This is a genomic window from Streptomyces sp. NBC_00989 (assembly GCF_045162655.1).
Lineage (GTDB): Bacteria > Actinomycetota > Actinomycetes > Streptomycetales > Streptomycetaceae > Streptomyces.
Map to the genome: position 1 here is coordinate 757,787 of NZ_CP108728.1, position 23,644 is coordinate 781,430.

Annotated in this window: 20 protein-coding genes; 7 read left to right on the forward strand and 13 right to left on the reverse strand. The window is 70.6% G+C overall.

What is annotated here, in order from left to right; all coding sequences use genetic code 11:
* Window positions 1–337 precede the first annotated feature (337 nt).
* Window positions 338–1,333 carry a phospholipase D-like domain-containing protein gene (locus OG714_RS03425; protein WP_406118407.1) on the forward strand — a complete coding sequence of 332 codons (996 nt, stop codon included), beginning with the start codon at window positions 338–340 and terminating at the stop codon, window positions 1,331–1,333.
* A gap of 7 nt (window positions 1,334–1,340) precedes the next feature.
* Here OG714_RS03425 and OG714_RS03430 read toward each other — a convergent pair whose 3' ends face one another.
* The 5 genes from OG714_RS03430 to OG714_RS03450 form a co-directional block, all read right to left on the reverse strand.
* The gene (locus OG714_RS03430) at window positions 1,341–1,676 is read right to left on the reverse strand and encodes a hypothetical protein (RefSeq protein ID WP_406118408.1); all 336 of its coding nucleotides are present in this window, start codon (window positions 1,674–1,676) and stop codon (window positions 1,341–1,343) included.
* Between the two features lie 68 nt (window positions 1,677–1,744).
* On the reverse strand, window positions 1,745–2,359 hold the full coding sequence (locus tag OG714_RS03435; RefSeq protein WP_406118409.1) for a DinB family protein: 615 nt from the start codon (window positions 2,357–2,359) through the stop codon (window positions 1,745–1,747).
* Window positions 2,360–2,448: 89 nt separating this feature from the next.
* Window positions 2,449–3,357: a GlxA family transcriptional regulator gene (locus tag OG714_RS03440; RefSeq protein ID WP_406118410.1), complete on the reverse strand. Its 909-nt coding sequence runs from the start codon at window positions 3,355–3,357 to the stop codon at window positions 2,449–2,451.
* Window positions 3,358–3,367: 10 nt separating this feature from the next.
* Window positions 3,368–3,967, reverse strand: coding sequence for an isochorismatase family protein (locus OG714_RS03445; RefSeq protein ID WP_406118412.1), 600 nt, complete (start codon window positions 3,965–3,967; stop codon window positions 3,368–3,370).
* 100 nt (window positions 3,968–4,067) lie between these two features.
* Entirely contained in the window at window positions 4,068–7,442 is a 3,375-nt protein-coding gene (locus tag OG714_RS03450) for a pyruvate carboxylase (RefSeq protein ID WP_406118413.1), read from the reverse strand.
* Window positions 7,443–7,677: 235 nt separating this feature from the next.
* On the opposite strand from OG714_RS03450, the gene OG714_RS03455 reads away from it, so the two are divergent.
* Window positions 7,678–8,901 (forward strand): chitinase, encoded by a 1,224-nt coding sequence (locus OG714_RS03455; RefSeq protein ID WP_365609258.1) that lies wholly within the window; start codon window positions 7,678–7,680, stop codon window positions 8,899–8,901.
* A gap of 10 nt (window positions 8,902–8,911) precedes the next feature.
* Here OG714_RS03455 and OG714_RS03460 read toward each other — a convergent pair whose 3' ends face one another.
* The 4 genes from OG714_RS03460 to OG714_RS03475 all read right to left on the reverse strand — a co-directional run bounded on the left by OG714_RS03460 (window position 8,912) and on the right by OG714_RS03475 (window position 14,349).
* A complete protein-coding gene (locus OG714_RS03460; protein WP_406118414.1) occupies window positions 8,912–10,567 on the reverse strand; it encodes a carboxylesterase/lipase family protein in 1,656 nt (551 codons plus the stop codon).
* Window positions 10,568–10,699: 132 nt separating this feature from the next.
* Complete coding sequence (locus tag OG714_RS03465) at window positions 10,700–11,443, reverse strand: hypothetical protein (RefSeq protein WP_406118416.1); 744 nt, start codon at window positions 11,441–11,443, stop codon at window positions 10,700–10,702.
* A gap of 106 nt (window positions 11,444–11,549) precedes the next feature.
* Window positions 11,550–12,734, reverse strand: a complete 1,185-nt coding sequence (locus OG714_RS03470) for a M20 family metallopeptidase (protein WP_406118417.1) — start codon at window positions 12,732–12,734, stop codon at window positions 11,550–11,552.
* A 55-nt stretch (window positions 12,735–12,789) separates the two neighbouring features.
* Entirely contained in the window at window positions 12,790–14,349 is a 1,560-nt protein-coding gene (locus OG714_RS03475; RefSeq protein WP_406118418.1) for an AbgT family transporter, read from the reverse strand.
* 114 nt (window positions 14,350–14,463) lie between these two features.
* Between OG714_RS03475 and OG714_RS03480 the strand changes: the two genes are divergently transcribed.
* Window positions 14,464–15,489: an Lrp/AsnC family transcriptional regulator gene (locus OG714_RS03480; protein ID WP_406118419.1), complete on the forward strand. Its 1,026-nt coding sequence runs from the start codon at window positions 14,464–14,466 to the stop codon at window positions 15,487–15,489.
* A gap of 70 nt (window positions 15,490–15,559) precedes the next feature.
* Here the strand turns inward: OG714_RS03480 and OG714_RS03485 are convergent, their stop codons facing one another.
* The gene (locus OG714_RS03485) at window positions 15,560–17,116 is read right to left on the reverse strand and encodes a hypothetical protein (RefSeq protein ID WP_406118421.1); all 1,557 of its coding nucleotides are present in this window, start codon (window positions 17,114–17,116) and stop codon (window positions 15,560–15,562) included.
* 59 nt (window positions 17,117–17,175) lie between these two features.
* Window positions 17,176–17,925 (reverse strand): IclR family transcriptional regulator, encoded by a 750-nt coding sequence (locus tag OG714_RS03490; RefSeq protein WP_406131706.1) that lies wholly within the window; start codon window positions 17,923–17,925, stop codon window positions 17,176–17,178.
* Between the two features lie 106 nt (window positions 17,926–18,031).
* On the opposite strand from OG714_RS03490, the gene mhpD reads away from it, so the two are divergent.
* Genes mhpD through dmpG form a run of 3 tightly spaced genes read left to right on the forward strand, consistent with a single transcriptional unit; the run spans window position 18,032 to window position 20,819 of the window.
* Complete coding sequence (gene mhpD, locus OG714_RS03495; RefSeq protein ID WP_406118423.1) at window positions 18,032–18,874, forward strand: 2-keto-4-pentenoate hydratase; 843 nt, start codon at window positions 18,032–18,034, stop codon at window positions 18,872–18,874.
* Window positions 18,871–19,806: an acetaldehyde dehydrogenase (acetylating) gene (locus OG714_RS03500; protein WP_406118424.1), complete on the forward strand. Its 936-nt coding sequence runs from the start codon at window positions 18,871–18,873 to the stop codon at window positions 19,804–19,806. Before mhpD ends, OG714_RS03500 begins: the two co-directional genes overlap by 4 nt.
* Window positions 19,803–20,819 carry a 4-hydroxy-2-oxovalerate aldolase gene (gene dmpG / locus OG714_RS03505; protein ID WP_406118425.1) on the forward strand — a complete coding sequence of 339 codons (1,017 nt, stop codon included), beginning with the start codon at window positions 19,803–19,805 and terminating at the stop codon, window positions 20,817–20,819. Before OG714_RS03500 ends, dmpG begins: the two co-directional genes overlap by 4 nt.
* Window positions 20,820–20,825: 6 nt before the next feature.
* On the opposite strand, the gene OG714_RS03510 is transcribed toward dmpG, so the two are convergent.
* Window positions 20,826–21,677, reverse strand: a complete 852-nt coding sequence (locus tag OG714_RS03510) for a helix-turn-helix transcriptional regulator (protein ID WP_406118427.1) — start codon at window positions 21,675–21,677, stop codon at window positions 20,826–20,828.
* An 87-nt stretch (window positions 21,678–21,764) separates the two neighbouring features.
* Between OG714_RS03510 and OG714_RS03515 the strand changes: the two genes are divergently transcribed.
* Window positions 21,765–22,550, forward strand: a complete 786-nt coding sequence (locus OG714_RS03515; protein WP_406118428.1) for an SDR family NAD(P)-dependent oxidoreductase — start codon at window positions 21,765–21,767, stop codon at window positions 22,548–22,550.
* 23 nt (window positions 22,551–22,573) lie between these two features.
* On the opposite strand, the gene OG714_RS03520 is transcribed toward OG714_RS03515, so the two are convergent.
* A complete protein-coding gene (locus tag OG714_RS03520; RefSeq protein ID WP_406118429.1) occupies window positions 22,574–23,620 on the reverse strand; it encodes a YbhN family protein in 1,047 nt (348 codons plus the stop codon).
* Between the last annotated feature and the right edge of the window lie 24 nt (window positions 23,621–23,644).

A 23,644-nucleotide genomic window follows, 5' to 3' on the forward strand; every position in this document is an offset into this window, starting at 1 on the left:
TAAACGCTCCGAACGAAGTGCCCCGATATGCCGTCGTTCCAGTGCCTCGCCGTTGTGGCTGGGCGCGCCCACGCGGCGGAGCCGCAAATAGACCCAGCCTCGCACCCCTTCAGGGGCGGTGCAGTTGACCCGGGATTCGCTGGCTACGAAGTTTTTGCTAACTCGCGGGGACCTCATGAACCGGGTCCCACCTGCACAGAGTCCCCTTTATCCACCCGAACGCGCGGCCGGTAATAGCGAGTTCACCTTGCTTCCCTTCCACCGCGTTCTACGCGCGTGGTGTCATGCACCTGCCCGCCACCCCCCACGTGGGCATCAACTCGACCAGGAGTCAGACATGTTGAGGACGTTCCTCGGCCGCTCGGGTGTCGCGCTGGCAGCCGGCGCCACCCTCTTCGTCACGGCCGTCCCCGCCGACGCCGCGACCTACACGGCCTTCGCCTTCTCGCAGGCCGGCACCACCCAGCCGACCATCTACGACTTCATCAACTCGGCCACCTCCTCGCTCGACATGACGATGTACGAGCTGGAGGACACCACGGCCGTCAACGACCTGATAGCCCTGGAGAACAAGGGCGTCACCGTGCGGGTGGTCCTGGACCGCGCGCACCAGTCCGCCAACAGCTCGGCGTACACGGCGTTGACGAACGCGGGCGTGGGCGTGGTGTGGTCGCCGTCCAGTTTCGTCTACACCCACCAGAAGACGATCACCGTGGACGCCACCAAGTCGCTTGTCCTGACCGGCAATCTGACCTCGCAGTACTACTCGACCGGCCGCGACTACGGCGTCTTCACCGACGACACCCGTGATGTCGCCGCGATCGAGAAGGTGTTCAACGGGGACTACGCCGGCACCTCGGTCACCCCGACCGACGGCGACCATCTGCTCTGGTCCCCCACCGACTCCCGCAGCCGTCTGCTGACCGTGATCAACGCGGCCACCACGACACTGGACGTCGAGGAACTGGAGTTCAGCGACAGCACGGTGGTCAACGCGATCGTGGCCAGAGCGAAGGCGGGCGTGACCGTGCGGGTGGTGCTGGAGACCCCGTCCGACTACTCCAGCGAGGTGTCCGCGATCAAGGCGGCCGGGGGCACGGTCGTCGGCTACTCCGACCCCGACGGCTTCTACATCCACGCCAAGGCCATGGTCGCCGACTACGGCCTGTCCACCCAGGAGGTGGAGGCGGGTTCGATGAACATCAGCAGCAACTCCCTCTCCAACAACCGGGAGTTGGGCATCATCCTCACCGGCACGGGGGTGGCCCAGTCCGTAGCCACCACCATCGAGACCACGTTCAAGAGCGACTACGCGGGCGGTACGGCCGCCTAGAACCGTCCTACGCCTCCCGGCAGTTGCGGGATCGACGCCACGACTCCGAGGTGGGGGGCCTCGGAGTCCGTCCGGGACCTTCCGGGGTGAGGGTCGCGACGTTCCCGTGCGCGTCTGCCTCATAGCGCCGTTTCACGACCTGGCCGCGGCTCTGCAGCGCGTCCACGACGCGGGTGATACGGCTCGCCGACAGCGCGGTCGCCGCCGCGAGATCCGCCATGCGGAGTTCCTGGTTCGCGGCCTCGGACAGGCTCATCGGTACGACGTACTCGGTGAGCGTCAGTCCCGTCGCCCGCAGCAGATCGTCGTCCGGTGAACGCGGCAGCGCGACGACGACCCGCATCAGGGCACGCCAGAGACGCTCTTCCTGCGCGGTCAGGGGATCCTCGGCGTCCTGGCGACGGGCCTCGGTCAGACGCCGTGCCGGTACAGGTCGCGCAGCATCGCGATCTCGGCTCCGTGGTGCAGCACTTCCTGGTTGACCCACCACACGATGTCGATGAACGGCTCTTCCGCGTCGCTGCCGTGCGGATAGGTGCAGTACCCCACGGTGTCGAGCGCGGTGTCGTCGACGCCCAGCAGTGCCTTCCGCCAGGCGCCGGCACCGGTGTCGAAGGCATCGACCGCGCCGACGGCGTCCCCGCTCACGGAGAACTCGTCGCGGGTGAGCGAGCGGCTGCCCGCCGTGTGGTCGGCGCGCAGGGTCAACAGTTCGGTGAGGTGACTCAGCCGCCAGGCGATGGTGGTGAAGGGCGGGGGCCAGGGGTGCGGGTAGGCGGCGGCGTCGCGTCCCCAATCGCCCTGTCCCGTCAGGGCAGTTGCCCGCGCTCCCGGCCCGTCCGTCCGCCGTCGCACCGACCAGCAGTCCGGCACCGGTTCCCAGAGGTACTCCGCGTCCGTCATGGGCCCGACCCGGGTGTCCGTCCCGTCGCCGCTGTCCATGACGGGCCCTGTCATACGACTGGAGAGGCGCTCGCACGCGAAGTCGAACTGGTCGAGCAGCGGAGCCAGACGGGGTGGGATCACGGGCACTCCTGGGGCGAGCCGGTCGGTCGTCGAGCCGGCGGACCGCCGACCCGGCAACTTAACAACGTCCCTGCCGTGCCGCCTCCCATTTACGGGGTGCGGGCGCGCAGCCGGCGCAGCATCCGGGGGTCCTCGAACCCGACCGAGCGCGCGGCGGCGTCGATCGTGGCGCCGTGGCTGATGAGGTGCTCGGCGCGTTCGAGGCGGAGGGTCTGCTGGTAGCGCAGCGGGGTGAGTCCGGTGGCCCGGGTGAAGAGGCGGGTGAGGGTGCGTTCGCTGACGCCGACGGCCGAGGCGAGAGCGGGCAGTGGCAGGGGTCGGTCGAAGCGGGTGTCGATGAGGTCCTGGGCGCGGTGCACGGTGTCGTCGAGGTGGGAGCGGTGCCGGAGCATCGCGCTGGTCTGCGGTTCGTGGCCGTTGCGGCGGGCGTAGACGACCATGTCCCGGGCGATCTGCGCGGCTGCGGCGGGGCCGTGCCGGGTGGCGACGATGTGCAGGGCGAGGTCGATGCCGCTGGCGATGCCGGCGGAGGTGATGACCCGGTCGTCGGTGGTGAACAGGACGTCGCGGACGACTGTCGCCTTCGGGTGGCGCAGGGCGAGTTCGTCCTGGACGTCGTGGTGGGTGGTGCAGTGGCGGCCGTCGAGGAGTCCGGCCCGGCCGAGCGCGTCGGCTCCGGCGCAGACGCTGGCCACCGTCCCGCCCTGGGCGTGGTGGTCCCGGAGGACACCCAGAGTCGTAGCGCCGACGGCGGGTGCGTCGGCCAGGGTGACGGCACGCCACCCCGGCACCACGACCAGGTCCTCGGGATCTAGCTCGGGCCAGTCGAGTCTGGCCGCCAGGGGCAGCCCCTGGGCGCTGGTGACCTGGGGCTGCTCGGCGACGTAGGAGAGCGTGTAGGGGTGCCCGAAGTCGGCTGCCGTGGAGAAGACCTGCGCGGGTCCCGCCAGGTCCAGCAGGTGGACTCCGGGTACCAGGAAGAAGACGACGTGGCTCACGATCCGGTCATCATGCCTGATGTGCGGCGGCGGCTTCCAGTTGGTCGACCGTCGCGATGGTGGCGAAGCGGCCGGCGAGGGCGTATTCGGTACGCCTGATGATCTCGTCGGCGGGGAGGGTGCGGGGGTCGGCGAGGAGTTCGGCGACGGTCTGGTCGGCGGGGGCGTCGCGGTGCGGGATGGGGTTGGTGGCGGTCGCGTCGGTGACGAAGGTGACCTGGTAGCCGAAGTCGCTCGCGACCCGCGTGGTGGTCTCGACGCACTGCTCGGTGCGGATGCCGCAGACGGTGAGCTCGCGGACGCCGTGCTCGGTGAGGAGTTGCTGGAGGTTGGTGGTGGTGAAGGCGTTGTGCGAGGTCTTGTGGAGGAGCGGTTCGCCGTCCGCGCGCTCCAGTCCGTCGATGAGCCGGACGTGGCCGAGGGCCGGGTCGAAGACGTCGCCGCTGCCGGGCTCGGAGTGCAGGACCCACACCACGAGGTCACCGGCCCGGCGCGCGAGCTGGACCAGACGGTTCGCCTGTTCGGCGATCTTCGGGTCGGAGATGGTCTCCCACAGCGGGCGGGCGCGGAAGGATTCCTGGACGTCGATGACGATCAGTGCTCGGGTCATGTCCCAAGACTGCGCCGTGCGGGCGGGGTGGCGACAGGCCGCATCGGGTCCGGGACCGGACTGATCCGGTCACCGGTGGGGCGGCCTGTCGCCGTCCCGGCTACCTCAGTTCGACGAGCAGGTCGCCGCCCTCCACCTGCTGGATGCGGTTGATGGCGAGGCGGGAGACCCGGCCGGACGTGGGAGCGGTGATCGCCGCCTCCATCTTCATGGCCTCGATCGTGGCGACGGTGACGCCGGCCTCCACCTCGTCGCCCTCCTCGACGGCGAGGGTGACCACGCCCGCGAACGGCGCCGCGACATGTCCCTGGTTGGTGCGGTCGGCCTTCTCGGTGACGGGGACGTCGGAGGCGGCTGCCGTGTCGCGCACCTGGACCGGGCGGAGCTGTCCGTTCAGGGCGGACATCACGGTGCGCATCCCGCGTTCGTCGGCTTCACCGACGGCCTCCAGCTCGATGAGGAGACGCACGCCGGGTTCGAGGTCGACCGTGTATTCCTTGCCGGGGCGGATGCCGTAGAAGAAGTCCTTGCTGTCCAGGACGCTGGTGTCGCCGTAGGTCTGGCGGTGGGTCTCGAACTCGCGCGTAGGGCCGGGGAACAGCAGGCGGTTGAGGGTGGCGCGGCGGTCCTTGTCGAGGGCCGTGCGGTCCTCCGGGCTCAGTTCCTGTACGGGCTTGGGGGCGGCGCGGCCCTGGAGCGCCTTGGTGCGGAACGGCTCGGGCCAGCCGCCGGGCGGGGTGCCCAACTCGCCGCGCAGGAAGCCGATCACGGAGTCCGGGATGTCGTACCGGTCGGGCGACGCCTCGAAGTCGGCGGGGCTCACGCCGGCGCCGACGAGGTGCAGGGCGAGGTCGCCGACGACCTTCGACGACGGGGTGACCTTCACCAGGTGGCCGAGGATGCGGTCGGCGGCGGCGTACATCGCCTCGATGTCCTCGAAGCGGTCGCCGAGGCCGAGCGCGATGGCCTGGGTGCGCAGGTTGGAGAGCTGGCCGCCGGGGATCTCGTGGTGGTAGACGCGTCCGGTCGGTGAGGCGAGGCCGGCCTCGAAGGGGGCGTAGATCTTGCGGACGCTCTCCCAGTACGGTTCCAGGTCGCCGATGGCCTGGAGGTCGAGGCCGGTGGGGCGCTCGGAGTAGTCGGTCGCGGCGACGATCGCCGACAGGGACGGCTGCGAGGTCGTGCCCGCCATTGAGGCCACCGCGCCGTCCACGGCGTCCGCGCCGGCCTGGATCGCCGCGAGGTAGGTGGCGAGCTGACCCCCTGCCGTGTCGTGGGTGTGCAGATGGACCGGCAGCCCGAACTCGCGGCGCAGCGCCGACACGAGCGTCGCGGCGGCCGGGGCGCGCAGCAGGCCCGCCATGTCCTTGACGGCCAGGACGTGTGCGCCCGCTTCTACGATCTGTTCGGCCAGGCGGAGGTAGTAGTCGAGCGTGTAGAGGCGCTCACTCGGGTCGGACAGGTCCGAGGTGTAGCAGAGGGCGACCTCGGCGATCGACGTTCCGGTGGCGCGTACGGCGTCGATGGCCGGGCGCATCTGGCCGACGTCGTTCAGCGCGTCGAAGATGCGGAAGATGTCGATGCCGGTGGCGGCGGCCTCCTGGACGAAGGCGTCGGTCACCTGGGTCGGGTAGGGCGTGTAGCCGACGGTGTTGCGGCCGCGCAGCAGCATCTGGAGGCAGATGTTGGGGACGGCCTCGCGCAGGGCGGCCAGCCGGTCCCAGGGGTCCTCGGCGAGGAAGCGCAGTGCCACGTCGTAGGTGGCGCCGCCCCAGCACTCCAGGGAGAGGAGTTGGGGCACGGTGTGGGCGACGACCGGGGCGACCGCGAGGAGGTCCTTGGTGCGGACGCGGGTGGCGAGGAGCGACTGGTGGGCGTCGCGGAAGGTGGTGTCCGTGACGCCGATCGTGGGCGACTCGCGCAGATGGCGGGCGAAGCCCTCGGGGCCGAGTTCGGCGAGCAACTGCCGTGAACCGGCCGGGGGTTCACCGGTCGGGACCGGCGGCAGCTTGGTGGTGGGGTCGATCAGGTCGGGGCGCTCGCCGTGCGGCTTGTTGACCGTGACGTCGGCCAGGTAGGTGAGCAACTTGGTTCCGCGGTCCGCCGATTGACGGGCCGTCAGGAGTTGCGGGCGCTGCTCGATGAACGAGGTGGTGATCCGCCCGGCCTGGAAGTCCGGGTCGTCCAGCACCGCTTGCAGGAACGGGATGTTGGTGGACACACCGCGGATGCGGAACTCGGCGACGGCGCGCCGGGCGCGGTTGACGGCGGTGGTGAAGTCCCGGCCCCGGCAGGTGAGTTTGACCAGCATGGAGTCGAAGTGCGCGCTGATCTCCGTACCAGCGTGGGTGGTTCCGCCGTCGAGCCGGATGCCGGAGCCGCCGGGCGAGCGGTAGGCGCTGATCCGGCCGGTGTCCGGGCGGAAGCCGTTGGCGGGGTCCTCGGTGGTGATACGGCACTGGAGTGCGGCGCCGTGCAGGGTGACCGTCTCCTGGGAGAGGCCGAGGTCGGCGAGGGTCTCGCCGGAGGCGATGCGCAGCTGGGCCTGGACGAGGTCGACGTCGGTGACCTCCTCGGTCACCGTGTGCTCGACCTGGATGCGCGGGTTCATCTCGATGAAGACGTGGTTGCCGTGCGGGTCGAGGAGGAACTCGACGGTGCCCGCGTTGCGGTACCCGATCTCGCGGGCGAAGCGGACCGCGTCGGCGCAGATCCGGTCGCGCAGGGCGGGGTCGAGGTTGGGCGCGGGGGCCAGCTCGACGACCTTCTGGTGGCGGCGTTGCAGCGAGCAGTCGCGCTCGAAGAGGTGGATGACGTTGCCCTCGCCGTCGGCGAGGATCTGCACCTCGATGTGACGGGGGTCGACGACCGCCTTCTCCAGGAACACCGTGGCGTCGCCGAACGCGGACATGGCCTCGCGGGCCGCGGCCTCGATGGACTCGCGCAGGGTCGCGGGGTCCTCGACACGGCGCATACCGCGACCGCCGCCGCCCGCGACCGCCTTCACGAACACCGGGAAGCCGATCTCCTCGGCGGCGCGCACCAGTTCGTCGACGTCCGTGGAGGGCGCCGAGGAGCCGAGCACCGGTACGCCGGCCGCGCGGGCGGCGGCGATCGCCGTGGCCTTGTTGCCGGTCATCTCCAGAATGCGGGCGCTCGGACCGACGAAGGTGATGCCCGCCTCCTCGCAGGCGCGGGCGAGTTCGGGGTTCTCGGAGAGGAACCCGTAGCCCGGATAGACCGCGTCGGCTCCCGCCCGCTGGGCCGCGCGGACGATCTCCTCGACCGAGAGATACGCGCGGACCGGATGCCCGGGCTGACCGATCTCGTAGGCCTCGTCGGCCTTGAGCCGGTGCAGCGAATTGCGGTCCTCGTGCGGGAAGACCGCGACCGTTCGCGCGCCCAGCTCATAGCCGGCGCGGAACGCCCTGATCGCGATCTCTCCACGGTTGGCGACCAGCACCTTGCGGAACATTCCCGATCCCTTCAGCCTGCCGATGACGTGCACCATGGTGTCGGCGCCGCCCCTATAACGCCATGTGAGCCGGGACACTAGTCGCAAACGTGTCGCGTGACGCGGTCCACCGGGCCGACGGTAAAGAAATCGTATGGTCTAGTCCAAAGTGAGCTTTGGTCCAGTCCAATCCATTGACGTGGCCGCGACAGCGCCAGAAGCTGGGCGCCTCCCCCACTCCCACCGGAGGCACAACGTGACACGTCTTCGTGCATGTCTGGTCGCGGCGGCCGCCGTGACGACCGCCGCCGCGGGCACGACCGCGCTGGTCGCGACCAACGCCCAGGGCGCCACCAACGCGGCCACCGCGCTGAGCAACCGCTGGTACGCCGCGGCCCCCTATCTGATGCCGACGGACAACAACCCGCCGGACGCGGGCGCCATCATGGACGCCACCGGCCTCAAGGCCTTCCAGCTCGCCTTCGTCCTCGCCCCCAACGGCGGCGGCTGCTCCCCCACCTGGGGCGGCACCTCACCGGTCTCCTCGGACACCGCCGTCCAGTCGGTGATCAACACGATCCGCGCCAAGGGCGGCGACGTCTCCGTCTCCATCGGCGGCTACGGCGGCACCAAGCTCGGCCAGGCCTGCTCCGACCCGGCCTCGACCGCCGCGGCCTACCAGCAGGTGATCACCAAGTACGGCCTGCACGCGATCGACTTCGACCTGGAGGAGCCGGAGTACGAGAACACCGCGGCCATCCACAACGAGATCGGCGCCGCCAAGATCCTCCAACAGAACAACGCGGGTCTGTACGTCTCCGTCACCACGGCCGGTACGGCCGACGGCACCGGCTGGTTCGGAAAGCAGATGCTGCTGGAGGCGAAGTCGCAGGGGTTCACGCCGAACAACTTCTCCATCATGCCGTTCGACGGCGGCTTCAACGGCGCGGCCTCCCAGACCAGCGCGCTCACCAACTTCAACTCCATCCTCCAGTCCACGTTCGGCTGGGACCAGGCGACCGCGTACGCCCACGAGGGCTTCTCGGGGATGAACGGGCGCAGCGACACCGGCGAGTACTTCACCCAGGCCGACTTCCAGACGGTCCTGAACTACGCGACCAGCCACAACATGGACCGCTTCACGTTCTGGTCCCTCAACCGCGACCGGCAGTGCAGCCCGGTCGACAACGGCGGTACGACGTCCGGTACTTGCTCCAGCGTGGCGCAGAACGCGTGGGACTTCGCCAAGTACTCGGTGCAGTTCGCGGGCGTCACCCCGCCGACCTCGACGCCCACGCCGACCCCGACTCCGACACCCACCCCCGGCACCTGCAAGACGGCGTGGAGTTCCACGGCCGTCTACACACAGGGCAACGAGGTGTCGTACGGCAACCACAACTGGGTGGCCAAGTGGTGGACCCAGAACGAGGTGCCCGGTGCCTCCCAGTGGGGCCCCTGGCAGGACGAGGGCTCCTGCTGATCCGGCGGGATCAGTAGGACATGGGCTGCGACGTCAGGTAGGCCTTGAGAAAGGCGTACTTGGCGTCGCTGTCCGCTGCGGGAAGCGTGACGAAGCGGTCGCCGAGTTCCATCGTCTGCGGTGTGCCGGTGTCGAGGGCCGGCCAGGTGGTGAGACTGCCGCCGTTCGGGTTCCCGGTGGCCGCGAAGTTCGCCACGTACGAGGCGGTGGTGTCGGCGATGTCGTAGTCGCGCGATGCCCACGGCCGGTCCGTGTTGTAGATGAAGCCCAGCAGATAGTAGACGTCGGCCCCGTCGAAAGCGCCCGAACTTCCGCTCCCGACAACGGGGTTGGTGGCGTCGTGGCCGGGCGGGACCCGGGTCCAGAAGTAGGTGTGGACGGGTCCGCGATTGCCCGCGGTGTCCTCGAACTGGCCGCCCCACAGGAACGTGGACACGCGTTCCTCGTCCCGCGCGTAGGCGGTGTACTGCGTGGCGGCCTCGGCGTCGGTGGTCGCCGGGTACAGACCGAGGAACGTGTCCGTGAGGCCGACCGGCCCGAACTGCGAATCGGCGTAGGCCTGGTACTCGGTCAGTGTGGGTGAAGCGCTGTTCCCGTCCCGGCAATTGCCGGTGAGGACCGCTACGTCGATCTCCCTGCCCGCCTCCATGGCGGCGGTGTACGTGCTCGGCAGGACGTATCCGTCGAGCACGTCGCCGAAGTCGGTGGCGTCGGCCGGGGCGTCGTCGGCATAGGTCCGCGCCACGATCTCGTCGGCGGACACCGCGCGCAGATCGGCGAGGGACGAGGTGCCCAAGTAGGCGGCGAAGGCAGTGCCGTTGGCCTCAGCCGCAGCCAACGTACGGTAGCTGTACGGCGGTTGCCCGAGTGCCGGGTCCTTCGTGTAGTGCACGCCGGACGGCAGCAGGGCCCGGTGGAACAGCCCTCGGGCCGGCTCCGAGACCATCAGGATGTTGACGAGGTTCGCGCCGTTCTGCCAGCCGCCGAGCGTCACCCGGTCCGGGTCGCCGCCGAACGCGGCGATGTTCCGGGCCACCCATTCCAGCGCCGCTACGGCGTCCAGGGCGCCCCAGTTGCCGGAGGCGGCGTGCCCGGACTCGGCGCTCAGGTCGGGGTGGGCGAGGTCGGCGAAGGGGCCGACGCGGTGGTTGACGCTGACGAAGACGACGCCCTTGTTCGCCAGCAGGGAGCCGTTGTAGATCTCCTGTCCGGCCCAGATCGCGGTGTCACGGCCGCCGGGGAGCCAGACGAGGACCGGTCTGCTCTCGCCCGAAGTGGCCGCGCCGGTCCAGATGTTGAGGTTGAGGCAGTCCTCGCTCAGGTTCGGCACCTGGTCGCTCGGGATGCCCGTTACGGGCTGGGGGCAGGCAGGGCCCCAGCTGTTCGCCTTCCGGATTCCGTCCCACGACGGCGCGGGCTGGGGCGGGCGCCAGCGGTTGGCACCGGCGGTGGTGTCCCCGTACGGAATGCCCTTGTAGGCGACGATGCCCTTCAACCCGCCCTGTGCGCCGGTGACTTGGCCGGACTCGGTGGTCACGGGGTCGTCGGCGCTCCGGCTGCTGCGTCGGTCGGCGGCCGACGCGGCCCCTGAGTCCAGACCGGTCGCCAGTACAGCGGCGGCGGTACCGGCGAGAAAGCCGCGGCGGTTGAGGTCTCGCGAGCGCACAGGTGCTCCCTGTCGAGTGGGGGGACGGGCGAGTCGCACCATGCTCGGGCGACCGCCGGGGCGCGGCAAGCGGAACGCCCGGACTCACAGACTCGACAGTTTCGACAGCTGTTCGACAGTTCAACTCGCTTGCTATCCAAGGATGTTGACGGCCCGCGCGACGACCAGGACGACGGTCACCAGGGAGACCGAGGACTGGAGCATCATCAGCATCTTGGCCCAGCGGGAGAGCGGCATCACGTCGGTCGGGCTGAAGGCGGTGGAGTTGGTGAAGGACAGGTACAGGTAGTCCAGGAACGCCGGTTCCCAGTCCGGTGGCGCGGTCTCCGGGCTCTGCATCTGGACGAAGAGGAAGTCGGCGTACTGGTGTTGTGCCATGACCCGGGCCATCGGGCCGCCGCGGTCCCACTCCCAGTACCACAGGGCGAACACGATGACGTTCGTCAGCCAGATGGCGCCGCCGGTCAGCAGCAGCGGCCCGGCCTCCAGCTTCTCCGTGCCCCTGACCAGGCCCGCCACCAGCCGGACCGCCGCCCATCCGTTGGCCAGGCTGATCACGCCCATCAGGACCAGGCCCGGCCAGCGCAGCCACCGCCTGCCCGGCTCGGCCCGCTTGGGGTTGGCGACGAACAGGCCGACCAGCAGGGCGAGTTCCAGGGCCGGCAGCAGCCAGAACGGCTGGAAGGCGAGCCGGTGCGGCAGCATCAGTTGCAGGAAGACCGCCACCAGGATCACCGCGGCCACCGCCCACCGGGTCTCCCCGCGCGTCACCCGGCGCCACGCGGGCACGACATCGCGCCCGCGGTCCTCCAGCAGCCGCTCGATCCTGGCCAAGCGGCTCGCGGAGTCTCCCCTACCGTCCGTACCGTCCGTCATGGCACCGATTGTCCCCGGTCAGGGGTCGATCGGACGACGCGCCCCACCCTGGACGCCCGCGGATGTTCCGGCCGGTCACCGAACCCCGTGCGGGCGGCACCTCGCGTCAGCCCCGCAGCGGCTCCGCCAGCCGCTCCAGCAGCCCGGCGACCAGGGCGGTCTGCGCGGGCACGGTGTCCGGGTAGATGAACTCGCCCTGGGCATGCGCCCCGTCGCCCACCGCCCCCATGCCGCACAGCACCGGCAGGCCCAGCGCGGCGACGAAGTTGGCGTCGCTGGCCCCGCCGACAGCCGTGTCGGGCAGGTGGCCGCGGTCCTGCTCACGGGCGACCTCGCGGGCGAGGTCGAGCAGCGGGGCGGAGGCTGCGTTGAGGGTCATCGGGGGCCTGTTCCAGGCGTGGTCGATGTCGATGCGGACGCGCGGGTCACTCACCTCGATGGCGTCCAACTCCTCGTCCACCCGGGCCTGTTCGGCCGCGCTGCTGACCCGGATGTCGACCCCGGCGGTGGCCTGCCCGGCGACGACGTTGATGGCCGAACCGCCCTTGAACAGCCCGGTGTTGATCGTGGTGCCCTTGTCGGGCGCGGCGACCTTCGCGGCGGCGACCACGAACTCGGACAGCGCGGTGATCGCGCTCGCCCCGTCCTGCGGCGCGAGCCCGGCATGCGATTCGACACCGGTGGCCGTGACGTGAAAGATCCCGGTGCCCTTACGGGCTGTCTTCACCGCGCCGTGGGCGCTCGGCTCCAGCACCAGCGTGACGTCGACCTTCTGCGCGACCTCCTCGATCACCGGCCGCGAGGACAGGGAACCGATCTCCTCGTCGCCGTTGAAGAGGAAGGTGACGGTGGGCAGCGGCGCACCGCTCTCCCGGGCCAGCTTCAGCGCCCAGATCCCTTGCGCCAGCCCGGTCTTCATGTCGAAGATGCCGGGCCCGCCGAGCTTCTCCCGCCCGTCCTCGGCCGCCGCCGGCTGCTCCCATCCGGCGAGTGTCCCGGTGGGCCATACGGTGTCGTAGTGCCCGACGAGCGCGACATGCCCGGCGCCGGTGCCGCCGTAGGTCAGGGTGAGGGTGTCGCCGCACTCACCTCCGGGGTGGCGCTCCTCGTGGTCGGGCCGGCCGAGCCGCTCGACGGTCAGCTCGCGCAGCAGGTCAAGGCCGGTCGCGAGGCCGGGAAGGTCGTAGCTGCCGGTCTCGTGGCGGACGAGGGTCAGGATGTCCTCGACGATCCGCGAAGAGGCGTCCTGGGCGCGGGCGGTGAGGGTGGCGGCTGCCGGTGATGCGGTCATGATCTGCTTCCTTGTACGACGGTGCGGGCGGCGTATGGGGGGCTGCGGGCCGGGGTCAGCCGATGCCGAGCGGGATGCCCAGCAGGTACCAGGCCACGAAGAACGCGACCCAGACCACCCACACGACGGCGGCGATCGGGATCGTGAAGGAGGCCAGGGTGCCGATGCCGGCGGACTTGCGGTACTGCTGGATGAAGCCCAGGGCCATGACGAAGTAGGGGCTCATCGGGGTGACGCAGTTGGTGACCGAGTCGGCGACGCGGTAGACGGCCTGGGTGGTCTCGGGCTCGATGCCGATGAGCATCAGCATGGGGACGAGGACCGGCGCGGCCAGTGCCCACAGGGCGGAGCCGCTGGTGATGACGAGGTTCATGAACGTGATCAGCACGGCGATGCCGACGAGCACGGTCCAGCCGTGGAGGTGCAGGTCGCGTAGGGTCTCGGCGCCTTTGACGGCAAGGATGTTGCCGATGTTCGTCCACTTGAAGTAGGCGAGGAACTGGGCGATCGCGAAGAACAGGACGAGGATCGGCGCCATCGAGCGGGTGCCGTCGACCATCGCGCCGATGCTGTCGCGGGCGGCGGTGAAGGTGCCGGTCATGCGGCCGTAGACGGTGCCGAGCACGGCGAAGAACACGCCGAGGACGAGCGCCATGCCGCCGATCAGCGGGGAGTTGACGATGCCGCCGCCCTCGCCGCGCAGGGGTGAGGACGAGGGGATCATCGCCGCCGCCAGGAAGGCGAGGAAGCCGACGGCGACGAGGCCGGTCGTGCGCAGGGCGCGCCGCTGCCGGTCGGTGACCTCGATCTCGGCCAGTTCCTCGGTGCCCAGCGCGGCGACCGGCTCGTCGGGTTCCAGGTCGGAGCGGCGGGCGAGGACCTTGTCGACGACGAGGGTGATCACCAACGCGACCAGGACGGACGAGCCGAGGCCGAAGAAGTAGTTGGCGACCGGGGTGACGACGTAGTGCGCGTCGATGGTGTGGGCGGCGGCCGTGGAGATCCCGGAGAGCAGGACGTCGGTGGTGGTGAGCGACGGGGAGGCGTCGTACCCGGCGGCGATCGAGACGTAGGCGACGACACAGCCGAGGACCGGGCTGCGGCCGGCCGCGCGGAAGACCAGGGCGCCGAGCGGGATGAGGGTGACGTAGGCGGCGTCGCCTGCGACATGGCTGACCATGGCCGTCATCGAGAGGGCGAAGGTGAGGTACCTGCCCGGCACGCGCACGACCATGCGGCGCAGCAGGGCGGAGAACAGTCCGCTCTTCTCGGCGACGGCGATGCCGAACATCACGGTGAGGATGGTGGCCAGCGGCGGGAAGGCCGCGTAGTTGTCGACGGCGCCCTCGACGGCCATGGTGAGGCCGTCCTTGCTGAGCAGGTTCTGCACCTTGATGGTCTCGTGCGTGCCGGGGTGCACGGCGCTGAGGCCGGTCGCCGCCAGGACGGCGCTGAGGACGGCGACGACCCCGGCGAGGATCCAGAACAGCCAGAACGGGTTGGGGAGTTTGTTGCCGATCTTCTCGATCGCCGTCAGCCCACGGAACGCGGTGCGCAGGACTCTCGACCGGGGCTCCGTGGACGGGGGCTGAGGTTGAGCGGAGGTGACACTCATCGGTACCTCTTGGCGCGATGGGGGGATGTTCCTGCGAACAATGGCATCCAGGTGAGAGATTCTCTATATCTTGAAAGTAACAGTGGGATTAAACAGCACCTTAGAGTGAGGCTCATGACCCGCCCTCTCCTCGACGAGCTCGACCGGCGCCTCATCGGCGCGCTGCACCTGGCGCCCCGGGCCACCTGGGACGACATCGGCGAGATCCTGGCCGCCGACGCCAGCACGCTCAAACGCCGCTACGACCGCTTGCACGAGGCACGCATGGTGCGGGTGATCGGGCAGGCCGACTGGGGCGTCCACTCCGCGGCGATGCCCGTCCACGTCTTCCTCGACATCACCGGCGAGACCCCTCTCGCCGTCCTGCACCGGCTCCGCGACCTGCCCCACCTCCAGCTGCTGGCGCAGATCTCGGGCGACTACCCGCTCTACGCCGTCGTGCACGCCCCGTCCGAGGCGGCCACCAGCGAGGCGATCGACCGGATGTTCTCCGTGCCCGGCGTCCGGCGCGTCAACGCCCTGCCCGCACTGAGCACGCTGCGCCGGGGCATCACCTGGGACCCGCAGTTCCTCACCGACACCGAGCGCGCCGACCTGCTGAAGCTCACCGGCTCCCGCCCCGAGGGCACCGCGACGGCGACACCCCCGGCGAAGCCGCTCAGCGAGGCCGAGCGGAGTGTCGTGGCCCAGCTGCTCCAGGACAGCCGCGCGTCCGCCGCGAGCATCGCCCGGAATGCCGACCTGGCCACCTCCACCGCGCACCGCGTGGTCCGCCGGGTCCTGGACGAGGGCTGGGTCAAGCCGCGCCTGGAGATCGTGTCGGAGTGGCTCGGCTTCCAGACCGCGTTCATCCTCCGGCTGCGTGTGGCGCCGGGCGCGACCCCCGAAGTGATGCGCCGCATCGACCAGTTGCCCCAGACCCGGCTCGCCGCGCACGTGGCCAGCGACATGTCCGTACTGGCCACCGGACTGGTCACCGACCGCTCGGCGCTGGCACTCTTCGTCGACGACGAACTGGCCAGGATCCCCGGCCTCCTCGGTGTCAGCGTCGCCGTGATGCTCGCCGAACCGCGCCGCTACTGGCTGGACCGCGACCTGACCACCGGCCTCGGCGCGTTCCACGCACCGACCCTGCTGTGAGCAAGAGGCGGGCGCCCCGGCACCGAAGTGCCGGGACGCCCGCCGCCCTCGACTCACAAGCGCCGTACGGTCAGCCGGTGCCGAAGCCTCCCGTGCTGTAGGCGCACTCCGTGTAGATGTAGCCCGACCTGAGCTTCGCCGTGTCCGAGGCCGGCGTCGCGCTGGAACTGTCGGGACGGTGCACGAAGTACGTCGTACCCGTCGGCAGACTGATCGTCTTCTGCGGGTAGCTCTTGCCGGAGCTGCACGGCTTGAACCCCCTCAGCAGGGTGGTGGTGAGGGAGTACGACGTGCAGCTCCCGCAGCCCTTGAGGGTGAAACTGCCGGTCACCGGCCCGGTGTACAGGACCGTGATGTCGTCCGGGCTGTCGTTCTTGACGGTGACGGAGATGCTGCCGCCGGACGCGGTCGTCGGCAGCTTCTTGCCCGCGGCCGGGACCGTCTGCGCCACCTCGGCGGCGATCGCGATCTTCTTGGCCCGGGCCCGGTTCTTGTCGTGCGTGTTCTTCTTCACGAAGTCGTTCATGGTGCTGAGCGCGGAGTCGAAGTCGCCGTCCTTGTACTGCGACACACCGCACTGATAGGCACCGGAGTCGGCCTGGCTACTGGCCCGTTGGGCGTCCGCGCCGAGCGCGTCGGCCACACCCGGCTGTCCGCCCTGGAGGCTCCCGATCTGGGTGGAGAGACTCACCAACCCCTGGACGGCCGTGCACGGTTGGCTGCCGGACACGCCCTTCACCGCCTTCGTGACGGCCGACTTGACGGCAGGCTCGACCTGACCCGCCTGCGACGACTGCGGGAACGTGGCCAGCAGATCGCCGAAGTTCGTCGACCAGTCCGCGCGCTGGGCGGCCAGCCCGGTGGAGCCGCACTCGTACAGCGAGGCGGCCAGCCGGTCGTCCGGCCAGGTGCTCAGCGTGCCCAGCTGCTTCTTCGAGATGGTGCCGGGGACGGTCCGCAGATACTTCAACTGGGGTATCGCGTCACAGTAGTTCTTCTGCGCGTAGGCACCGGCGACCGTCGTGTAGAAGGTCTTCAGCCGGTCGGGCACGCGCTTGGCCGCCCGCGAACCGGAGTGGGCGGTGGTGAGGTCGTCGTAGGCGACCAGCGCCTTGCGGTACTGCGGTTCGGCCGCCGAGAACGGCAACCTCCCTGAGTCCGCGACGAGTTGGTCGGCCTTCTCCAGCCGGTCGAGGAGCATCTGCTGGGTCGCCTCGTCGCGGGCGTTGTCGTAGAGGACGACTCCCCCGGCCGGTACGGCGAGCAGGACCAGGCCCAGTACGACCGCGACCGGTGTGGGCGAGGGCCAGGCGAGGCGGGTGCGCAGGCCGACCAACGCGCCGTGGACGGCGGCCAGTACGAGGAACACGACGTACAGAGTGACGACGGCGCCCGAGACGCCGTCCGGATCGGCGGGCAGGGCCACCAGCAGCAGCACGACGGTCGCGACCCAGCACGCGGCCATGAGCAGCCAGCGGCGCATCAGCGCGTAACCGAGCCCGAGTCCACTGAGGTTGAGGAGCCCGACCGCGACGGATCTGAGTCGGTCCGGCGGAGCGGGCGGTGGAGACGCCGGCATCGGTGGCACGACGAACCCCTGGACAGACCCGTACTGATCCTCGGACATGATTATCCCCCCGTTCAACAATGCCCCCGTTACCGTGACTTGTCAGTGTACGGTCGGGTTCACCGCCAGGACAGTGGGGTTTTCGTGGTCCCTCCGCCACGCAGCACGCGGGACAGTCCGAGCGCTGCCGTCCGTACAGCCGGGGCGAGTTGGGCCGGCCGGAAGCGGGTGCGCGGTACGGCGACCGAGAGGGCGGCGACGGCCGTGTCGCCGGCGAACACCGGAGCCGCGATACAGCTCACCTCCAACGCGGCCTCCTGCTCCTCGTAGGAGAGGCCGGAGACCTGGATCTTCTCCAGGGTCATACGCAGCCGGGCCGGGTCGGTGATCGAGTGCGGGGTGAGGCTCGGCAGCGGGCGGGACAGCACTTCCTCCGCCAACTCGGGGCCGGAGAAGGCCAGTAGAGCCTTGCCGACTGCGGTGCAGGTCAACGGCAGACTGCCGCCGATACGGGAGGGCAGCCGTAGTGCCTCGTGGCCGTGGATGCGTTCGAGGTAGACCACCTCCATGCCCTCGCGGATGCCGAGGTGGATGGTCTCCCGGGTGGCCTCGAAGAGGTCCTGGAGGAACGGCAGGGCCGTCTCGCGCAGATCGCGCCGGTGCGGCACCAGCGAGCCCAGTTCGAACAGCTTCGCGCCGAGCAGATAGCGGGGGCCCGAGCGCTCCAGCCAGCCCAGCCGGACGAGGTCGGCGGCCAGCCGGTGGACGGTGGGCTTGGGCAGTCCGGTCCGCTCGGAAAGTTCCGACAGGCGGTACGGACCGCCGTCCGGGCTGAAGCAGTCGAGGATGAGAGCGGCTTTCTCCAGCATGCTGCCGCTCGCGTTGTTCCGTGTCACGGAACAAACATTGTCCCTTCGCGGGGATGCTGTCTATACCGAGGGTGTACCCGCACCGCTCTCTCCCAGGAGGTAACCCGTGCCCACCGTGCCCGACGGCGCCCACGCGGACGCCGTTCCACCGGTCGTGGTCAAGGCCGCCGACCTGCTTGCGGAGGCCACCCGTACCGGGGTCGCCTGCCCGCCGGTGCGTGAGCTGCTCGACGGCGGCGATCTGGAGACCGCCTACGCCGTGCAGCGGCTGAACGTCCGGCGCGGCGTGGACGCCGGCCGCCGCGTCGTCGGCCGCAAGATCGGCCTGACCTCGCCCGCCGTACAGCGTCAACTGGGCGTGGACCAGCCGGACTTCGGCGCGTTGTTCGCGGACATGGCGGTGCCGGACGGCGGCGAGGTGCCCGTGGGACGACTGCTCCAGCCGAAGGTGGAGGCCGAGGTCGCGCTGGTCCTCGGCCGGGACCTGCCGGAGCGCGCGTGCACGGTCGTGGACGTGCTGCGCGCGGTGGACTTCGCGCTGCCCGCGCTGGAGATCGTCGACAGCCGGGTGCGGAACTGGGACATCTCCCTCGTCGACACCGTCGCCGACAACGCCTCCTGCGGTCTGTACGTGCTGGGTGCCACGCCCGTACCGCTGACCGCCGTGGACCTGCGCACGGTCACGATGACCATGAGCCGGGGCGGCGACACCGTCTCCGAGGGCACCGGCGCCGACTGTCTCGGCAGCCCCCTGACCGCCGCCGTCTGGCTGGCCTCGGCCCTCGCCGAGCGGGGCGACCCGCTGCGCGCGGGCGACCTCGTCCTGACCGGCGCCCTGGGCCCGATGACCCCGGCCGCCCCGGGCGACGCCTTCGAGGCCCACATCTCGGACCTGGGCTCCGTGCGGGTCCGCTTCGCCGCAGAAGCCACGGAAGGGGACGGCAAGTGACCACGAAGGTCGCCATCATCGGCTCCGGCAACATAGGCACCGACCTCCTGATCAAGGTCCTGCGCCTCTCGGAGACCCTGGAGATCGCCGCGCTGGCCGGCATCGACCCGGGCTCCGACGGCCTGGCCCGCGCCCGCCGCCTGAAGGTCGCCACGACTCACGAGGGCGTCCAAGGACTGGTAGAACTCGACGAGTTCGCCGACGTCGACATCGTCTTCGACGCCACCTCGGCCGGCGCCCACCGCCACCACGAGGAAGTCCTACGCCCTCTGGGCCGCACCCTCGTCGACCTCACCCCGGCCGCCCTCGGCCCGTACGTCGTCCCGCCGGTCAACGGCGACGCCCACCTCGACGCCCCGAACGTCAACATGGTCACCTGCGGCGGCCAGGCCACGATCCCGATCGTCGCCGCCGTGGGCGCGGTCTCGCCGGTCCACTACGGCGAGATCGTCGCGTCCATCGCCTCGCGCTCGGCGGGCCCGGGCACCCGCGCGAACATCGACGAGTTCACCGAGACCACCTCCCAGGCCATCGAGGTGGTCGGCGGCGCGGCGCGCGGCAAGGCGATCATCGTCCTCAACCCGGCCGAGCCCCCGCTGATCATGCGTGACACCGTGCACTGCCTGGTCTCCGACTGCGCGACCGAGGCGGTCACGGCGTCCGTCGAGGAGATGGTCGGCCGCGTCCAGGCCTATGTGCCCGGCTACCGCCTCAAGCAGAAGGTGCAGTACGACAAAGTCGCCGCCGACGACCCGCTGCGCAGCCTCGCGCCGGGCACGGGCGAACTGCTGAAGGTGTCGGTGTTCCTGGAGGTGGAGGGCGCCGCCCACTACCTCCCGGCCTACGCCGGGAACCTCGACATCATGACCTCGGCCGCGCTGCGCACCGCGGAACGCATGGCCGACCGCACCCGCGAGGAGGCAGCCAAGTGACCCCGTCCCTCTACGTCCAGGACGTCACGCTGCGGGACGGCATGCACGCCGTACGGCACCGCTACACCGTCGGCCAGGCCCGCGCGATCGCCGCCGCTCTGGACGCGGCCGGCGTGGGGGCCGTCGAGATCGCCCACGGCGACGGACTGGCCGGCTCCAGCATCAACTACGGCGTCGGGGCCCACACCGACTGGGAGTGGATCGAGGCCGTCACCGACGTCGTACAACAGGCGGTCCCCACAACGCTGTTGCTGCCCGGCATCGGCACCGTCCACGACCTCAAGCGGGCCCACGCGCTGGGCATCCGCTCGGTACGGGTCGCCACGCACTGCACCGAGGCCGACATCTCCGCCCAGCACATCGCCGCCGCGCGGGAGTTGGGGATGGACGTGGCCGGGTTCCTGATGATGTCGCACATGGCCGAGCCCACCGAACTCGCCCGCCAGGCACGGCTCATGGAGTCCTACGGCGCCCACTGCGTCTATGTCACCGACTCCGGGGGCCGGTTGACGATGGACGGGGTCCGGGACCGCTTCCGCGCGTACCGCGAAGTCCTCGCCCCCGAGACCGAGTTGGGCATCCACGCCCACCACAACCTCGCCCTCGGGGTGGCCAACACGGTCGTCGCGGTCGAGGACGGCGCGATCCGCGTCGACGCGTCGCTCGCGGGCCAGGGCGCGGGCGCGGGCAACTGTCCGCTGGAGGCGTTCGTCGCGGTCGCCGACCTGATGGGCTGGAAGCACGGCTGCGACCTGTTCCCGCTGATGGACGCGGCCGACGATCTCGTACGACCGTTGCAGGACCGCGAGGTTCGGGTGGACCGCGAGACGCTCAGCCTCGGCTACGCGGGCGTGTACTCCAGCTTCCTGCGCCACGCCGAGACCGCCGCCGCCCGCTACGGCCTCGACACGCGGAGCATCCTGGTCGAGGCCGGGCGGCGGGCGATGGTCGGCGGACAGGAGGACATGATCACCGACATCGCGCTGGACCTCGTAGCGCGTGCCGAAAGCTGATCCGGGTCAGGGGGTCATGTCCATGCGCTGCGTGCCGATGACCGACAGCAGCCGCAGGGCACTCTCGGACGGTGAGCCGGGGACGGTGGTGTAGATCACGACCCGCTGGTCCCGGTCGGTGATGTCGAGGACATCGCAGTTGACGGTGACCGGGCCGACCAGCGGATGCTGGAAGGTCTTGCGGAAGGTGGGCGCGGCGGCCACGTCGTGGGAGTTCCACAACTCGGTGAACTCCTCGCTCCCGGCGAGGAGTTCATCCACCAGCTCGGTCAGCTCCGGATCGTCGGGATAGCGGGCGGCGGTGGCGCGCAGGTCCTGGGCCGCGCGGCGCCCGAACTCGTCCGCGTCCGAGACCCCGTACAGCCGCCGCCCCTCCGGGTGGGGCCCGAGGAAGACCCGGCGCAGCAGGTTGCGGTCGCGTCGCGGCACGGCCGAGAAGTCCTCCATGAGGGCGGCGGCCAGGTCGTTCCAGGCGATCACCTCGTGCGTCGCGGAGACCACGATCGCGGCGGCCTGCGGCAGCCGGCGCACCAGATCGAGGATGCTCTGCCGCACCTCCCGCGAGGGCCCCGGCGGCGGCCCCGGCGGTACGCCCGCCAGGTGGTGGAGGTGGTCGCGCTCGGCGTCCGTCAGGCGCAGGGCGCGGGCCAGCCCGGCCAGTACCTCGCGCGACGGGTGCGGGCCTCGGGCCTGCTCCAGCCGCGTGTAGTACTCGGTCGAGATGTACGCCAGCTGCGCCGCCTCCTCGCGGCGCAGCCCCGGGGTACGGCGGCGCGGTCCCGCGGGCAGCCCCACATCGGCGGGGGTGATCCGCTCACGCCTGCTGCGCAGGAAGTCGCCCAGTTCTCGTCGGTCCACTCCCCCAGTGTGGACGCGCGGCGGCGGGTCCAGCCAGGTACTGCCGGTGCCTGGATCAGCCCTGCGGTCCGGCGCACGCTCGCTGCCATGACCAACACATCCACTCCTCCCTCCCTCGGCCTGCTGTCCGGCAAGGTCGCCTTCGTCACCGGCGCCGGTCGCGGTATCGGCGCGGCGGCGGCACGGCTGTTCGCCCGAGAAGGCGCCCGGGTCCTGCTCGCGGCCCGCACGGAGGCCCAGCTGAAGACGGTCACCGAAGAGATCCGGGAGGCCGGCGGCACCGCGGACCACGTGGTGTGCGACCTGGCCGACGCGGCCGGCGTCCGCGCGGCCGTCGACCGGACGGTGTCCCTGTACGGCAGGCTCGACGTGGCGTTCAACAACGGCGCGACGATCCAACGCCCGGGCCCGATGGACGAGTTGCCGGAGAGCGACTTCGACCACGTCTACGACGTGAACCTCAAGGGCGTCTGGCTCGCCATGGTCGCCCAGGTCGCCGCGATCCGGGCCACCTCGGGAACCGGCGCCATCGTCAACAACTCCTCCGTCGGCAGCCTCATGGGCAACCCCGAACTCCCCGCCTACGGCGCGATGAAGCGCGCCGTCAACAGCCTCACCGAGTCGGCCGCCATCACCTACGGCCCGGAGGGCATCCGGGTCAACGCGATCGCCCCCGGCAACACCCTCACCGAGATGATCCGCACCTGGGAGGAGCACTCCCCCGGCCTCCAGGACCGCCTCACGGCGCACACCCCGCTGCGCCGCGCGGCCGCCCCCGACGAGATCGCCCAGGCGGCGGCCTGGCTGCTCAGCGACCGTGCGTCCTTCGTGACCGGCACGGTCCTGCGGGTCGACGGGGGCGCCCGGGCCTGACGGTCGGGCGGCTCGGCGAACCGCTAGACAGCCGGTTCCCGGCGGTTGTGGCGGCGGATGACCAGCCACGTTATCCAGCCGACGCCGATGATGAACCCGAAGCTGATGATCCGGTAAAGCACGACCGTGGCGATCGCGGTGCTGGTCGCGACGCCGCCCGTGACCAGTCCGAGGATCAGCGCGCTGTCGATGAGGCCGAGGCCGCCCGGGATGATCGTGAGGGTCCCGGCGGCCATGCCCGCGCAGAAGGCGAGCAGCAGTTGGGCGCTGCTGATCTCCGTGTCGCTGATCGCGTGGAAGCACAGCCACAGGCAGCCCGCGTCCAGCAGCCAGTTGAGGACGGCGAAGACCGCGGCGGCGACGGCGTGCCGGGGTTCGAGCCTGGCGGTGCGGAGCTGCTCGACGAAGCCGCGGATGCGGTCGAGGCCCTGGGTCTCGGGACGGTGGCGCAGCCGGTTGACCCGGGCCAGCGCGGCGCGGGTGGCCGGTTCGACCTTCTCGGGGTGGCGGGTGATGCGCCGGATACCGACGGTCAGCAGGAGCACGGCCAGGCCGAGGGTGACGAGGCTGTGCCACTGCAGGCTCCCGTCGGAGGCGATCGCGGAGATCGCGGTGACGACGGCGAGGGCCGCGGCGGAGAGCAGGCCGGACAGCGCGATGCACCAGGAGGCGACCGCGGGCGTGGCTCCGAAGCGGCGCATCTGCTGGTAGTTGAAGTGGGTGGAGAAGGCAGGACCGCCGGGCAGGGTGGCGCTCAGCGAGTGGGCCGCGTAGGCGAGGGCGATGTGTCGTTGGATCGGCACGATCACCCCGGCCGAGCGCAGGAGCCGGCGTTGCATGCGCGCGTAGCAGCCCATGGCGGCCACTTCGGCGACGAGCGCGACGGCGAACCAGTTCAGCCGGGGCGCGCGCAGCTGTGACAGCGCGGCGGCCAACGAGGGCCAGCCCAGCACCAGTTCGGCGGTGAACAACGCCAGCAGGGCGATGATCACCACAGGTCGCAGCCAGCGTCGGGTGCGATGCGGGGCCGCGTCGGCCGGTTCGGTGGCGGTGGTGTCCGGAGCGTGCACAGGCAGGACCGTCGATTTCGTGAA